Annotated in this window: 14 protein-coding genes and 1 pseudogene; 6 read left to right on the top strand and 9 right to left on the bottom strand. The window is 44.9% G+C overall.

Features of this window, described 5'->3' with window-relative positions; genetic code table 11:
- The first annotated feature begins 33 nt into the window (after window positions 1–33).
- The 3 genes from radA (at window position 34) to VX941_05575 (ending at window position 3,163) form a co-directional block, all read left to right on the top strand.
- Window positions 34–1,458 carry a DNA repair protein RadA gene (gene radA, locus VX941_05585; protein ID MEE2932877.1) on the top strand — a complete coding sequence of 475 codons (1,425 nt, stop codon included), beginning with the start codon at window positions 34–36 and terminating at the stop codon, window positions 1,456–1,458.
- On the top strand, window positions 1,451–2,161 hold the full coding sequence (locus VX941_05580) for a CvpA family protein (GenBank protein MEE2932876.1): 711 nt from the start codon (window positions 1,451–1,453) through the stop codon (window positions 2,159–2,161). Before radA ends, VX941_05580 begins: the two co-directional genes overlap by 8 nt.
- Before the next feature lie 231 nt (window positions 2,162–2,392).
- Window positions 2,393–3,163 carry an SDR family NAD(P)-dependent oxidoreductase gene (locus tag VX941_05575; GenBank protein MEE2932875.1) on the top strand — a complete coding sequence of 257 codons (771 nt, stop codon included), beginning with the start codon at window positions 2,393–2,395 and terminating at the stop codon, window positions 3,161–3,163.
- A gap of 7 nt (window positions 3,164–3,170) precedes the next feature.
- Here VX941_05575 and der read toward each other — a convergent pair whose 3' ends face one another.
- The 3 genes from der to VX941_05560 are packed head-to-tail and all read right to left on the bottom strand — an operon-like array spanning window position 3,171 to window position 6,551.
- On the bottom strand, window positions 3,171–4,511 hold the full coding sequence (gene der, locus VX941_05570) for a ribosome biogenesis GTPase Der (protein MEE2932874.1): 1,341 nt from the start codon (window positions 4,509–4,511) through the stop codon (window positions 3,171–3,173).
- A 41-nt stretch (window positions 4,512–4,552) separates the two neighbouring features.
- Window positions 4,553–5,914, bottom strand: a complete 1,362-nt coding sequence (locus VX941_05565; protein ID MEE2932873.1) for a PQQ-binding-like beta-propeller repeat protein — start codon at window positions 5,912–5,914, stop codon at window positions 4,553–4,555.
- Window positions 5,907–6,551: a tetratricopeptide repeat protein gene (locus VX941_05560; protein ID MEE2932872.1), complete on the bottom strand. Its 645-nt coding sequence runs from the start codon at window positions 6,549–6,551 to the stop codon at window positions 5,907–5,909. The genes VX941_05565 and VX941_05560 overlap by 8 nt, the downstream gene beginning before the upstream one ends.
- Window positions 6,552–6,828: 277 nt before the next feature.
- Here VX941_05560 and VX941_05555 point away from each other — a divergent pair, with 277 nt between their 5' ends.
- The 3 genes from VX941_05555 to VX941_05545 all read left to right on the top strand — a co-directional run bounded on the left by VX941_05555 (window position 6,829) and on the right by VX941_05545 (window position 8,575).
- Complete coding sequence (locus tag VX941_05555) at window positions 6,829–7,206, top strand: hypothetical protein (GenBank protein MEE2932871.1); 378 nt, start codon at window positions 6,829–6,831, stop codon at window positions 7,204–7,206.
- A 79-nt stretch (window positions 7,207–7,285) separates the two neighbouring features.
- Complete coding sequence (locus tag VX941_05550; GenBank protein ID MEE2932870.1) at window positions 7,286–7,633, top strand: DUF2794 domain-containing protein; 348 nt, start codon at window positions 7,286–7,288, stop codon at window positions 7,631–7,633.
- A gap of 594 nt (window positions 7,634–8,227) precedes the next feature.
- Window positions 8,228–8,575, top strand: a complete 348-nt coding sequence (locus tag VX941_05545) for a GcrA family cell cycle regulator (protein ID MEE2932869.1) — start codon at window positions 8,228–8,230, stop codon at window positions 8,573–8,575.
- Window positions 8,576–8,651: 76 nt separating this feature from the next.
- Here the strand turns inward: VX941_05545 and dusA are convergent, their stop codons facing one another.
- From dusA to VX941_05515, 6 genes and pseudogenes are all read right to left on the bottom strand, one after another.
- Window positions 8,652–9,671, bottom strand: coding sequence for a tRNA dihydrouridine(20/20a) synthase DusA (gene dusA, locus VX941_05540; protein ID MEE2932868.1), 1,020 nt, complete (start codon window positions 9,669–9,671; stop codon window positions 8,652–8,654).
- 113 nt (window positions 9,672–9,784) lie between these two features.
- A complete protein-coding gene (locus tag VX941_05535; protein ID MEE2932867.1) occupies window positions 9,785–10,555 on the bottom strand; it encodes an SDR family oxidoreductase in 771 nt (256 codons plus the stop codon).
- A pseudogene (hisD, locus tag VX941_05530) lies at window positions 10,552–11,863 on the bottom strand (histidinol dehydrogenase). The gene VX941_05535 and the pseudogene hisD overlap by 4 nt, the downstream one beginning before the upstream one ends.
- Before the next feature lie 114 nt (window positions 11,864–11,977).
- Window positions 11,978–13,663: a tetratricopeptide repeat protein gene (locus tag VX941_05525; protein ID MEE2932866.1), complete on the bottom strand. Its 1,686-nt coding sequence runs from the start codon at window positions 13,661–13,663 to the stop codon at window positions 11,978–11,980.
- Window positions 13,641–14,633, bottom strand: a complete 993-nt coding sequence (locus VX941_05520; protein ID MEE2932865.1) for a M48 family metallopeptidase — start codon at window positions 14,631–14,633, stop codon at window positions 13,641–13,643. The genes VX941_05525 and VX941_05520 overlap by 23 nt, the downstream gene beginning before the upstream one ends.
- The gene (locus VX941_05515) at window positions 14,630–15,223 is read right to left on the bottom strand and encodes a hypothetical protein (GenBank protein MEE2932864.1); all 594 of its coding nucleotides are present in this window, start codon (window positions 15,221–15,223) and stop codon (window positions 14,630–14,632) included. Before VX941_05515 ends, VX941_05520 begins: the two co-directional genes overlap by 4 nt.
- Window positions 15,224–15,314 lie beyond the last annotated feature (91 nt).

Genomic DNA, 15,314 nt, shown 5'->3' with positions numbered 1-15,314 from the left:
ATATCCTCCATTTTTGGCAAGAAATATGTACTGATGGCCAAAGTGAAAAATCGTTTCGTTTGTCAGAGCTGTGGATCTGTGCATCCCCGATGGGTCGGTTATTGTGATGAGTGCGACGCCTGGAATAGTATTGTAGAGGAAATCCTTCCTGAATCTGCACCTATTGGCGGTAAATTACGGGCGCAGTCGTTTTCAGATATGGGAACCCCCATAAATTTCGTAAATTTAGTGGGAAATTCCAAAAGTGCACCACGACGGAAAACCGGCATCGAAGAATTTGACCGCGTTACTGGAAATGGTCTTGTCGATGGATCTGCTCTTTTAATTGGTGGTGATCCTGGAATTGGAAAATCAACTCTATTATTGCAGGTAACAGCAGCACTTGCTCAGAAAGCTCGCTGTATTTACATATCCGGCGAAGAAGCAGTCGATCAAATAAGAATGCGAGCGGCCAGGCTTGATGTGGCTGCAGAGCCAGTAGAGCTGGCAACAGCTACAAATGTGGCCAATATTTTAGCAACACTCGACATTGATGATCGACCAGATGTAGTCGTGATAGACTCAATTCAAACAATGTACAGCGCTAGCTTGGGGTCAGCGCCCGGAACAGTTGCGCAGATCCGAGCATCTGCACAAGAGTTAATCCGACTCGCAAAAAGGCGTGGGTTCGCTTTACTTTTGGTTGGCCACGTGACTAAAGAGGGCGCCTTAGCAGGCCCACGCGTTTTGGAACATATGGTTGACACCGTTCTTTATTTTGAAGGAGAGCGGGGCCATCAATTTCGTTTACTGCGGTCAGTCAAAAATCGTTTCGGCGCAACTGATGAAATAGGGGTTTTCGAAATGACTGGCCAAGGTCTAAGCGAGGTCACTAACCCCTCAGCTTTGTTCTTAGCAGATCGTCAAGGTGAAGTCTCAGGCGCATCGGTTTTCGCTGGAATTGAGGGATCGCGGCCAATGTTGGTCGAGATTCAGGCACTTGTTGCCCCGTCACCATTAGCCACGCCGCGGCGTGCTGTCGTAGGATGGGATTCTGCAAGGCTTTCAATGATACTGGCCGTCTTAGAGGCTCGTTGCGGCTTGCAATTTGGCGGTAACGACGTCTATCTCAATGTAGTGGGAGGATTGCGTATTAGCGAGCCGGCAGCTGACCTGGCAGTTGCGGCCGCATTGATCTCCTCGCTCATAAGCGAGCCAATGCCTGAAAATATGATTGTATTCGGTGAAATAGGCCTTTCCGGTGAGGTGCGTCCGGTAAATCAAGCCGAAGCGCGAATTCGTGAGGCAGCCAAACTTGGGTTTACAGTGGCATTAACACCAGCGTTTCCAGAACGAGCGAAAAAAAATAACAAAGATCAGAACCTGAAAGTTACAGAAATACGACACTTGAGCGGCTTAATTCATCAGTTCGGCAGTGATGCGGTTAAAGATAAATTGTTAGGAAAACAGCATGGGTGATATCGCCGTAACTGATATTATCGTGATGGTCGTTACGTTTTTGTCCACACTGATTGGGCTCTCCCGTGGCTTGGCGAAAGAAATCTTATCTTTACTTGGATGGGTTGGCGCAAGCTTGATTACTCTGTTTTCGTTTCCTTATATCGAGCCTCACGTTTACACTTTGATAGGTAATATTTGGCTATCTCGGATCGCTACTGGAGCGGGCCTGTTTTTGGTATCAATAATTATCTTATCGATTATTGGAAACTTTTTATCAGAGAAGGTTCAGAAAAGCTACATGAGCGGCCTCGATCGCACATTTGGAGTATTCTTTGGCATCGCAAGAGCTTGGCTGCTCCTCGCCGTAATCTACATCGCGATTAGTATCTTTTATGAAAAAGAAGAGCATATTCCATCGGATATAAGGGGGGCTAAAGCTGCACCGTTAGTTACACTCGGCGCCGATTTTATCTGGTCCTTGCTGCCCACTCGACTGCAACATAATGTGGGCGATGCAGCCAAATCGGTTACGGGCAAAACGGAAATAGACCTTTTAAAAAAGGGAGTTCAAAGACTCGGTAACACTCAAAACAACCGCGAGGCATTTGAAAAGCTTCTCAATCCTAATGCTGCTAATCCTAACAGACAAAAAGGGGTGCAGGGATACAATGAAAACGAGCGCAGGGAATTTAACGAGCTTTTGCAGCGCGAGGTACAATGATTTTGTTTAGATAAGACTACGCCTTGGATAATAGGAATTTCCAAGAGAAATGTCGTCATACTGCTTCGCCCTTGGTAATTTGCGTAAAAAAGTAGGTTCAAATTGCGAATCTACTATTTTTGTTATTGATAAAAATCACTACACCATAAAAATGCCTCGAGAGCTTAGTATCATTTGCAAACCTTTAAAATTCCGTTTTTGTGCTCTACATATGTGAAATTCAAAGGGTAAATGTTGAGCGCCAAGGGGATACATTGTGACACATACATGATGCCAAATAACCGCTTAAAAGATCGTATAGCACTTATTACTGGTGCCAGCCGCGGCATAGGCTCGGCCATTGCAAAAAGATTTGCACAGGAGGGGGCCCATACTGTTTTGACAGCACGAACGGTAGGGGGCTTGGAGGACACGGACGACTCCATCAGAAAAATTAATGGCACCGAGTCCACGCTGGTTCCACTTGATCTAGCAGACGGCGATACAATTGATCAACTTGGCGCTGCGCTATATGAGCGGTTTGGCAGGATAGACATTGTAATTGGGAATGCGGGAACACTCGGTGAATTAACTCCAGTCCACCACCTTGAACCGACTACGTGGGATAATGTCATTGCTCTGAATGTAACAGCGAATTATCGCTTAATCCGTTCTATGGATCCACTTTTAAAGGCCTCTGATGCTGGACGTGCGATATTTGTGACGTCAAGGGCAGCAATTGATTTAAACCCTTTTTGGGGGGGCTATGCGGCCAGCAAAGCAGCGTTAGAAGCGCTTATAAGAACATACGCCCAGGAAGTTCAACACACTAATGTACGTGTAAATCTTGTAGATCCTGGTCGTCAGCGCACCTCAATGCGAGCTAAGGCATTTCCTGGAGAAAATCCAAAAAAACTTCGCCGACCAGAGGAGATGACTGGGGTTTTCGTTGATTTAGCCGAAGCAGATTTCGAACAAAATGGTAAGACATTTGAGGCTTATCCTGAAATTTGTCCCAAATGAAATAAATTTATTTATCAGTACTATATGGGTTTTTACCCTGACGAAATTCCATCCGTATTGGCACACCACACAATCCAAAAGATTCGCGTAAGCCACCTATCAAATAACGTTTATAAGACTCAGCTATGTTCTTTGGTCTTGATACCCAAATCGCAAAGGTCGGCGGACGGCTTTTAATCTGAGTTATATATCGAAGCTTGATACGACGCCCACTTGATGCCAAAGGTGGCGGATGAATTTCAACCATGTCCGCCAGCCAGCGGTTGAGTTGTGCGGTGGTGACTCTGCGATTCCAAGTTTGATAAATTGAAAAGACCGCCTCCATTAACTCTTTTATTCCACGTCCTGTAAGGGCCGACAAAGTTATAATTGGAACCCCGCGAACCTGAGCAAGAGAGCTTTCAAGGCGTTGCTCCAACATTTGTTTTGTATTTTTTCTTGAAACTAATAAATCACATTTATTTACTGCAATTATTAGAGCTCTCCCTTCATCTGCAACTTGGCGAGCAATTGTTATATCTTGCCGTTCAACTGGTTGTTGTCCGTCTAGTAAGACAACAGCTACCTGAGCGTACCTAATAGCACGCAAAGTATCTAAGGCAGAAAGCTTCTCTAACTTATCGTCTACTCTTGCCTTGCGACGAAGACCCGCAGTATCAATTAATTTCAACGAGTGTCCTTGGTAGTGCAGCTCAATACCGATTGAGTCACGAGTTATTCCAGCCTCTGGCCCCGTTAGCATTCGGTCATTTTTCAATAATTGATTTACAAGTGTGGATTTACCGGTATTTGGACGTCCAACAATAGCCAATTGGAGTTCCGGCGGCGTAGCTAGTTTATTTGAGTTACCGGCATGGTCAAAAATTGGTTGAAGCGCTGTGTACAAATCTGCCAAGCCTTCGCCATGTTCCGCAGAAATAGCTAGAGGGTCGCCAAGCCCCAATTCAAACGCTTCTAACCGCCCAGAGACACCTCCCCCACCCTCGCATTTGTTTGCAATCAGTATTGTAAAGGCCGATTGACCCCTGAGCCAATTCGCAAAAAACCGGTCTAGTGGATTTATCCCGGCTCGGGCATCTATTAGCATCAACACTACATCACATTCCGAAACTGCCTGCTTAGTTTGCTGTTGCATTCTTCCCGCTAGGTTGTTTGACTCGATGCCATCAAATCCAGCAGTGTCCACAACACGAAAGTGGAGATCTCCAAGGGATCCATCCCCTTCACGTCGATCACGGGTAACACCAGCCGCGTCGTCTACTATTGCTAAGCGTTTGCCTACAAGCCTGTTAAAAAGCGTTGATTTACCAGTATTTGGACGTCCAACAATAGCCACGGTAATACCCATCCGTGCACACTCCTCAGGTGCCAAACATATTTTAGACTATCCTAACGAAAAGCAATCAATTCTGCATCGTTAGTGAAAAAGTAGAGTGTCCCGCCCGCTACCACTGGCGCAATAGAAATGCTACTAGGCAATTCAACCCGCCCTAACGGCACACCGGTGTATGGCGATATCGATAAGGCTTCGCCATGGCTGCCAGTCACAACTAAACGATCACTTACCAAGACTGGCCCCGACCACTTAATGGGACCTTCCTTATCCTGAGGGTCCTCAAATTTTGGCAGTGGTCGAACCCACCTTATCCGACCGCCCCGACGCGTTAGGCAGTAAATTTCGGCTTGATTGCTAAGAAGGTAAATAAAATCACCAGCAACCCAAGGTGTCTCTACTCCACCAATACTCCGCTCCCAAATACGAGCGCCCGATCGCTGATCAATTGCCACCAAACGGCCGGAATGGCTTATAGCATGGACTAACCCACGATTAATGACAGGACTACCGCGCACATGCGCGAGTGTCGCAAGAGCATCTATTCTACGAGCCGGAGATAACGCTTCCGACCAAAAAACCCGACCGTTCTCGGCCCGGATCGCAAAAATCTCCCCGGATGAGTAAGGAACAATTACCGTGTTACCATCAACTGCTGGTGCTGCACCTCCTAACAAACCAGCAATTTCTGAGAGGCCTGCATGGGTCCACAATCGTTCGCCACTCTCAGCATTGAGCGCAATTAAATGGTTATCGATGGTCACAACAAAGACACGACCACCTGCCACCGCTGGAGGCGCGCGCATTGGGCCCTGCAATTTCTTTTCCCATTTGAGCTTGCCCGTTTTCGCTTCTAAAGCGTATACACGGCCATATCCGGTGCTCAGGAATACCGTTTCACTTCCAAAGGCAAGTCCCCCACCAAATGCCTCGTCATCTCGTGCCGGCACTTTTGGTCGGAAATGCCAAATAAAGTTGCCATTCTTCGCATCAAATGCGGTAACTTTTGATTCGAGATCGGTAACGAAAACTTTGTTCCCGACCACAATGGGTGATGCTAGCAACCGTCGATCTTTCCCTGACCCCTCACCTGCATCTGCACTCCAACGGCGTAACACTGACTTATTGATCTTAAGATGGTGCATAGCATGGGAGGGGGTGCCGCCTGATTGAGACCAATCGCGGTTCAAACGGGGGGGAGGCAACAGCACTCGCAAGTCCGAGACACGAGGATCTGCTGTTCGGTCACGCTCATGAAGCATTATTGGGATGCGTTCACCAGGCAGCGGAGGGGGGGATTTCTTGCCAATAAGACTATCAAACGTATCACACCCACTCAATATTAGAAAAAAGATGATTACCGAACTAAACTTTGAAAAGTTATGATGTGTACCGAAGCGATCTGTGTTTTTACCCATCGATTGCTTGCAGCATTTCGCTGGCCCTCTGTCTCAATCCTGCAGGAGTACCGGGATCATCGGTCAGCATTTTGAAATATTCTTTAGCAGTTTTTGTATCTCGCTTACGTAATGCCAAGACTGCTGCCATTTCCCGCGCAGAAAATCGCCAAGGATTGTCATCTGAAAGTAATTTACGTATGTTAGTAGATAATTCTGAAGTATCACCATAATCAATCTTCTGCATTATCGCGTAGAGTCGCGCTAAGTCTCGATATAACGCATTTATCTCATCATCATTGGCTATAGCGTCATAAATATCACTAGCAGCTGCACTGTCGCCAGCCTGTACCTTGAGACCAGCGGCCCGAAATTTTGCTAAAATTGTATAACCTTTAGTGCCGCTTTCAGCTAGTCCAGCTAATGCGCTTGTAGCTTCATCTAGTTTTTTCGAATCAATTAGCCTAAGAGCAGCGTTAAATTCAGTGCTCGATTGAGCACGCTGCTCAAAATTATATTTTTGCCATTGAACATATCCGACTGCTGAAATTAAGAGTGCTACAGCGCAAGAGACAAACCAATTACCGTACTTTCGCCACAACTTTGAGTATTTATCCTTTCGGACCTCCTCATCGACCTCTTCAAAAATATCTGACAATTCAATCCTCCGCTCGGGTCTGCTCCCGATAAGATATTCTGCACCTCATCGCAAATCCCTCGCAATGAAACTTATGACCGCTTATATTGTATAGGGTTTAATGATTTTTTTTCTACAAGTTTAATCCATCGTCGATCTTTTCAACTTGCCTAAACATAAACAGCTAGGACCAATACTTGCATAGAATACGGCTTCCGTGAATAATCGAAAGAACGATGAAAACATTATTGTCTATCCCCATTAGGAAAAAGTATACGAAAGGTGGGCGTCTTCCAAGTTGTTAGAAAAAACGTATCCGGATAAAACCTGGCTAAATAAAATCAAAAAGATCTACAGACGGGGCGTGATAGCGACAGCTATGGGTGCCTGTCTTCTAGTTGTTGCTTGCGGCACAGAAACCTCCGTATATCTTCTTGGAGCTGGCATGGCTAATTTCATCCAGTCTGATCGCTTACCTCAAGATTACCTAGCTGAATTAGTGACAGGTAAAGAATGCAGCACATTAAAGGCTATGCGAGATAAAGGACCACTTTGTCGCGAGAGCTTTAACCCACAGATCTACGAAAAACCGATTTATTGTTATCGAACCTTGGGCAAAGTTGCATGTTATGCACAGCCAGACCCGTATGGTCCTACTACTACACGAGTACAGTAATATTCCATCAAAAAAGCTGGGAGATTTTGCTTGTAGTTTATCCTCACAGTAGCATGAAACAACTTGCAGAAAGTATATTATGACCCTGAGTACTCCGATAAGGCTTTCTGAACTTCGCAAACGTCGACATTCCTATGTGTCATTTGATAAAAATGAGTTACGGCAATTGCTGGATGTCTACAGTCGCCGCGTTGCGGCCGGGGAATGGAGAGACTACGCGATAGATCTCCAGAAAGGGTCAGCTACCTTCTCAATTTTCCGAAGCACCTACGACACGCCGCTTTTCTCGATCTTCAAACACCGTCAAGGCCGTAAGGCTTATTACACTGTTTTTGCAGGACCACAAAAACTGAAACACGGCAAGAACATAAATGAGGTATTATCAGTCTTTGATACCAAGCCTTATCTCGTTTTCCGTTCGCGCTGAAAAAACAGCTCTCTCTTGAGCGTAAAGAACATCAATGATTGAGTCGAACGTCGTTCAACCAGGTTGCTCTAAAGCATTAGTAGTATTTATCGTTCCAATTGAATAGGTACAGACAAAATAAATGATACCCAATACCTACCTTGTGGAAAAAAGATCCTTTACCTTTCGTGAAATTTGCGAAACAGCCTTCAATTAAGGAGAATTTATTAAAAAACAATTTTTTATCTTCGAGTCGTTACAGAGAATCCCAATGAATCCAATTATTTCGTAGTGTCTTCTATTGCTCGAGTTTAATTACTTCTTCAAAAGTTGGTAATTTTCGCGCTGGCAATCCTGTGGATAAGTCAATTAGTTCGGGCCGCAAACGGCGCTTTTCGGCTGTTTCTTAAAACTTTTTTTAGTGTTTCGACGGATTCGATTATTGACGGGTCTACAAAGTGAAGCCATAACACAAATAGAGTTGTTTGGTGGAGTAGCTCTCAATAAGTTGTGTTAATTGTCAGATAATATCGCAACATATAGTCCGTGACAAAAAATTTTATTATTTATGCTGGACAGCCCAGCGAGCGTAAGAACGTAGCGAGAGAGGCCAGAATGGAGTGGACTGAAACACGTGTGGACCAGCTCAAGCAGTTGTGGGGAGATGGGCTAACGGCAAGTCAAATTGCCGAAAAGTTAGGGGGGGTTAGCCGCAATGCCGTAATAGGCAAAGCTCATAGGCTGGGTCTATCCTCACGCCCATCACCTATCAAACGTAAAATGATCCCTTTGGCTGCTGTAAGTGAACGTATGTGTCAGTGGCCAATTGGGGATCCTGGAGACCCTGAATTCCGTTTTTGTGGGAAGCCAGCGTTGCATGGGCGGCCCTATTGTGAGGATCACTGCACCGCAGCTTACCGGAGGAAAAGTGAAAACTCCACCCATGCTACTGCTAATAGATAGCTAGGCATGTCGTTGCGGTTTTACATTCTCTAATAAGATGGACTAGTGGCTAGATTTAACCCAAAATAATAGAAGATCACGACGTACATACTGTTTTTGTTTGAATACATGGGCGATGATCGGAATTCGGCATTGAAGTAAGGGTATCTTCAATTAGTGAGGCCGAAGCGTGCGGATCACGTGCCATTACGCTTAAGTTTCGTCTCCATAATCGAGCTCCAGGGACTCCGTAAAAAAGACCTAGCATGTGCTTCGTAATTGCGACAAGAGGAGTACCTTCCTCGATTGCGCGTGCAATATAAGGGATCATGGCTTGCGCAATCTCATGCCTGCTACGGTGTGGCCCATCTTCGCCGTAAAAACAATGGTCAACTTGGTTCAACATGAAACAATTCTGGTATGCTGCCCTACCGAACATTATCCCATCAACATGGGAAAGATGCATTTTACCCTGGTCGCAATCTGCGATCCCCCCGTTAATTACGATATCAATATCTGAAAACCGTTTCTTCATTTCATATACAACTGGGTAATTGAGGGGCGGTGCCTCTCTATTTTGCCGTGGACTGAGTCCCTGAAGGAATGCTTTGCGCGCATGAATTATAAACCTTTTGCATCCTGCCTGAGTAACGATATCGATAAATTCCTCAAGAGCTGGGCCCTCCGGCTGCTCGTCTACGCCAATACGAGTTTTTACAGTGATAGGTATGTCAACTGCTTCAATCATTGCATTGACACAATCTCCAACCAATTGAGGCTCCTTCATCAGACACGCTCCAAACCTGCCCTCTTGGACCCTACTGCTTGGGCATCCAACATTTAAATTAATTTCGCAATAACCAGCATCAGAACCTATGCGAGCAGATTCGGAAAGATCTTTAGGACACGAACCACCGAGTTGCAGCGCTACAGGCTGTTCCTCGGGATCAAATCTAAGTAGTCGTTTATAGTTGCCGTGCAGGATTGCGCCTGTCGTGATCATTTCTGTATGTAACAACAGATAGTGGCTAAATTGCCTTAGGAAGAACCGACAATGCCGATCAGTCCATTTCATCATCGGAGCAACCGAGACCTTATGAAGCGTCTCATTATGCATTAATACAGACGCCGCAAAATAGGACTACATTCAGAGATGAATTGAACCATGTGAGTGCCTTACAAAAGCTATAAACGACGAGGTAAGAAATCCGAGCCGGAGTCTAAAAATTCTTATGCGGCTGTCCAACCACCATCAATGACGAGGGCTGAGCCAGTCATTAGTGCCGAAGCATCAGATGCTAAGAATACTACAGCACCCATAATATCTTCAACTTCCCCAATTCGTTTCAGAGCAATATTTTCTATGACGTAATCATGAAACTCAGAATTTGCCAAAAATTTCTCGACCATAGGCGTTCTAATAAACGTTGGGCAAAGTGTATTCACCCGAATGTTATGTTTCCCTAATTCCCAAGCCATAGCTTTTGTTGCACCCTCAATCGCATGTTTGGTTGCGCAATAAACTGTTCGCTTGGGCCCCCCGACATGTCCCATTTGAGATGAAATATTTATAATTGATCGTGGAAGGCCACCTTCAATCAAACCAGCCGCCATGCTCTGGGCAACGAAAAAGGATGCTCTAAAATTGAGGTTTGCAATTAAGTCGAAATCTCCTTCTGACACATCTAACAAGTCCTGCGGCCGATTTCCACCTGCGCTGTTGACTAGGATCTGAAACGGCCCCAATTCTACCATCATTTCTTTCACCGCTAACGTATCGGTAACATCGAGACGGATTGCTCTAGCCCTACCATTAGCCTCATGAATTTCAGAGGCCACTTTTTCTACTTCAGAGATGGTCCGTGCTGCTAAGAAAAGATCTGCGCCAGCTTCAGCAAGAGCAAAACTAGCAGCACGGCCAATGCCTCGCCCTGCACCCGTTACAAGTGCACGCCGACCATCCAAACGGAAACTGGGCATTTTAGGTAACGCTTTACTCATACCTTCGTTGCCACTCCGTAAGGTTCGATATTAGATCCACCATAACGTCTTACCCGTAGATTTGCCTGCTCACCGTGACCTGCGAAACCCTCCAAAGCACAAAGACGAGAACAATAACCTCCAATCATTGCAGAGGCCTCATTGGTTAGCACCTTTTGATAGGTGCAAGTTTTCATAAATTTTCCTACCCAGAGACCTCCTGTATAACGCGCTGCTCCTGCCGTCGGCAACGTATGGTTTGTGCCTATGACTTTGTCACCGTACGAAACATTAGTACGCGCTCCTAAGAAGAGCGCACCGTAGTTCGTCATCTTCTCTGCAAAATAATCGGGGTCTTTTGTCATTATTTGCACGTGCTCGTATGCCAATTGATCTGCCTCAACAACCATCTCTTCTAATGAGTCATAGACAAGTACCGAACCAAGATCAGCCCATGCCCGTCCTGCCACCTCGGCAGTGGGCATTATTTCGAGTTGCCGTTCAACCTGTTTCAACGTGTTTACAGCTAATTCATTGGAATTTGTAAGTAACGTTGCGGGCGACGTAGGCCCATGTTCTGCTTGGCCCAATAAATCTACCGCGCATACCTCTGGATCGGCGCTGTCATCTGCTATTATAAGCGTCTCCGTGGGGCCGGCAAGGAGATCAATTCCGACACGACCAAAAAGCTGTCTCTTTGCTTCGGCCACGTACATATTGCCTGGTCCAACAAGCATATCAACAGCATTTATAATTTCTGTACCTAAAGCCATAGCTGCAACTGCCTGAACACTAATTAAAAGAATTTCATTTGCCCCGGCCAAATGCATTGCTGCCACTTGCGCAGGATGGGGTTTACCATTCTGGGGAGGGGCAGCGGCCATTATCCGGTTTACCCCAGCTACCTGCGCAGTTAGGACGCTCATGTGTGCAGATGCAACCATTGGATACTTGCCGCCAGGGATATAGCAACCCACCGCATTAACCGGCACATTTTTGTGTCCAAGCACCACACCGGGAAGAGTCTCGACCTCTAGGTCCTTAAGGCAATCTTTTTGGAGTTCAGCAAAATTACGGATTTGTGTCTGAGCGAATTTAATGTCATCGAGATCATTTGCAGAAACCCTTGCGAGGGCAACTGCAATATCATCCTCGTCAAGGAAAAATTTTTTTTGGCGTGAAACCGTCATACTTTAAAGATAATTCGCGAATCGCAATATCTCCACGCGCCTCAATATCATTGATGATGCCCTCAACAACCTCACGCACCTCAGCATCATCTCTTGCAATTGCAATTTTATCTTTTCCTTTTTTTAGACTAATAACCATAACTCTTGAACCTCCGCCAAGAAACATAGCAGAGTGTAACAAAAATAAAAAAAACACAGAGACCGTTAAAAGAGCCTGATAACGAACATTTTGCGAGGACGAAAACTAAAGGACTTACCTTTTAAGTTTTCTTCTCATCAATGCGATTTTGTCAGAACCTGGTAATAATTTTTGGTATTCAACAAAAGCCGACTTTGCGCGATCTAGTTTACCAACACTTAAAGCTGTCTCAAATAGAGCGAACCAAAGCTCGGGTGACTCACGTTCCGTGAATGTTATTTGATTGATTAACTGATATGCCTCATTAGTCCTTTTTAAATCACGCAAAATCCGGGACATTGGTATTGCGAAACGTTCTCTTCTGTAAGAAGAACCGTTTAACGCATTCTGATAAGCTGCAATGGCTTTGTTATTGTCACCTTGTTTCCGGTAAACGCTGCCCAATGCTGCATGTGCTTCACTATATTTTCTGTTAATTGATAATGCTTTATTAAGGCTTTCAATCGCTGGTTCCATTTGACCCAAGGCTTCATAAACCTGACCAAGATATAAAAATGTCCTTGCATTCCGTTTATCTAACTTATTAGCAAACATCAGATCTGATAAAGCATTTTCAAACTCTTCCGACAGTATCGCGACACGGGCTCGACGAACGAACAAATTTGCGTTGGATGGATCAAGTTCTAGGCCAGCCGTAAAATCAGCTTTTGCTTCTTGGAGTTTGTTCATTTCATAGTTGACGATCCCTCGCCACTTCCAAGCTGTAAGAAACTCCTTGTCTATTTTTAGCGCTTTTGAAAGGTACCTATGGGCAACTTCATACTGTTTCTGATACCCGTAAACCATTCCCATCCCATAAAACGCTTCTTTATATGATGGATTTACGCGGAGTGTTTTTCTAAAAAATGCTTCGGCCGTAACATAGTCTCTTTTTTTCGTTTTAAGCTCCAACCATCCAAGATTGTAAAGAGCCAAATCAAATCGTGGGTCGATATTAAGAGCCGCATTGAAGGAAGACTTGGCCAAGTCTAACTTTTTTTCGTCCGAAAAAATTATACCCTTCCATAAATGGGCCCATTTTGATTCTTTATTAATCTTAAGAGCTTTATCAAAAAGTTCGACTGCCCTATCTCTCCGCCCACTCCTATATTCAACCACCCCAAGGCGCATTATTGCGAAATCGTTATCCGGATCTAATAAAATTGCTTTTGAAAGTGCTTTTTTTGCTCGGTCACTCTCGCGCAATGCCGTGTAAATCTGACCCTGTAGAATGTAAGCTTCCGGTTTCTGTGGAGCCTGTTGTTCCAAAAGTATAGACTTAGCGATAGCTCTATGGGCCGCATCAAGCTCACTGGCGGTATACGGACGGTCAAGGTTGAGAAGTCTTCGAACTTCGGCCATACCGTCGATATATGCATCCAAGTATAAATATTCAGAGTTGTTGGGACTTAGCTCAAGAGCCTTTCCAATAAATTCTTTACCAATGTTTATATTATTTTCATCGTAGTAAACCCGCACGCCAACTTCTGCATATTTTTGGGCAGTAGCGCGTTTTTCCCATAACTCCTTAAGATAAATTACACCTTCGCCACCACCCACAATTGCTGTTGCAAGTAGAGCAATTAAAGAGGTTAACTTGACACATAAAGACCGAATCTTCTGAAACCTACGGCGTTCTTGTTCCTCAACAACCTCCGGCGCAAAGTGATTTTCAAGCCGCCGCAGTGAGCGGGTTTGTAGCGTTAAAAGCTCTTGTATTGTTTGTTCGGAGTATTCCTCATTTGTTTCTGATGATTTCATCAAAACGTCTCGATCTTATTTGTACCAAATTTTCCGAAACTTGAGAGGATGCATTCGCTACCCGTGTAACAATAGAAGTTCGATCCTTTGGATAGCCCTTCGCATGCTGATGCCCCTGCGACTTTTCAAGACGCCTGATCACGTTCACGCCAGCCCTTGCATTATACCCTGCTTTGGCGGCGAGCTCTGCGCCGCGCCGATCAGCTTCTCCCTCCAAGTCAGCGCTAAAACCATTTTCCATGAAGCCCATCATATTCCCAAGGACCCCTCCCAAGCCAGGAAAAGCATTACCGGCAACATCTTTCATAAGGTCGGTGCCCTGCTTTGATTTAACAGCATTCAATCCATGGTCCAACTCTACGTGAGCCACTTCGTGGGCAAGGACAAAAGCTAATTCATCTTCATTCCGAACAAAGTCTAACATTCCTGTTGAAATGAAAACAAAATTACCGGGCGCAGAAAACGCGTTGATAACGCTCTTATCTCGCAAAATAATAACTAGCGGCTCTTTGTGATTGCCGGCATAGTTACTTGCTGATAGCAGTGTCAAAACTATACTTCGAACATATTTTGTACGCAAATCGCTTTGCGGCAGGGTAGCGTAACGCCCCAACACATGCGCTGAAAGCTTCCTGCCCAAGTAATACCTTCCCATCGGACCGAGAATGGTATTGTGATGTGCATCAAAAACCTTTCCAACCATTTTTCCTAAATTTACACCGCCCCCGGGGGTCTCGCCTTGTCCCTCTGGCGTGTCACTGTTTGACTTAATGCCGCCTAACAGATTTTTGATAGTCTGGCTTGGACTTTGACTTTGCTCTTGAGATTGTCCACCGTTTTGAGCAGGCTTCTGGCTATTAAGTGAATCAAGGAAACCTCCGAGAGATTGCGCTTTTCCGTCACTAGCGCCCACACTTAGGACGATGAATATTACAGCTTGGAGAACTATTTTTTGTTGCCATCGTTTCATCTGAATTCTCCCAACCGACCGTTTTTGCGAAATACCTGGAACTTTTCGATATCTAGATTTTTTTGGTTCTCCTCAATTAATTGATCAACCTTTTCATAGTCAGCCTGCGCACCTTTTGCTTTTCCCGCTACTCCACGCATAGCAGTCATATCTCCTTTTTCATCCTCCGAAAAATTTCTTTTCGCTTTGCTCGCAGACAGAGCGTCTACCTTTTGTTTTATCTTTTCGGGGGTCTGGGTTTTCATCAATTTTTTTGTTACAAAACACGATGCTGGGCTATATCCATTCGTAAACTGTAGCCAAGAGGCCCGAGTATACGACTCAGCCGGGACTGGCCTAATTTCTCTTTCTTCCTGCTCCGCAGAGTTTTCTTCCTCTCGTTCGAGCGTTTCTTTAGACGACGCATCAGATGCTGGCAGTGTGAATAACTTAGTTAACCCAATAACATTTACGCTATCGCCAAACTTTAAAGTCTTAATTCTTTCAGAAAATACCGAAGGTTTAGAATGAATGAAGATGTTTTCACATGCAACGAATACAGTATCACCAACATTCAGACGTTCGAAGCCCAGTGCAACATTCGTGGACATGATAATCGGCAATGATAGAAGAAAAATGCCTTTTTTAAATTCAGATTCAAAATGCATGATTGAAATTCACCAGTGTACGAATTTAGTTTAC

This window comes from Pseudomonadota bacterium (assembly GCA_036339585.1).
GTDB lineage: Bacteria > Pseudomonadota > Alphaproteobacteria > UBA8366 > UBA8366 > UBA8366.
The sequence above is the reverse complement of the archived record's forward strand: the minus strand, read 5'-3'. Positions and strand labels throughout refer to the sequence as shown.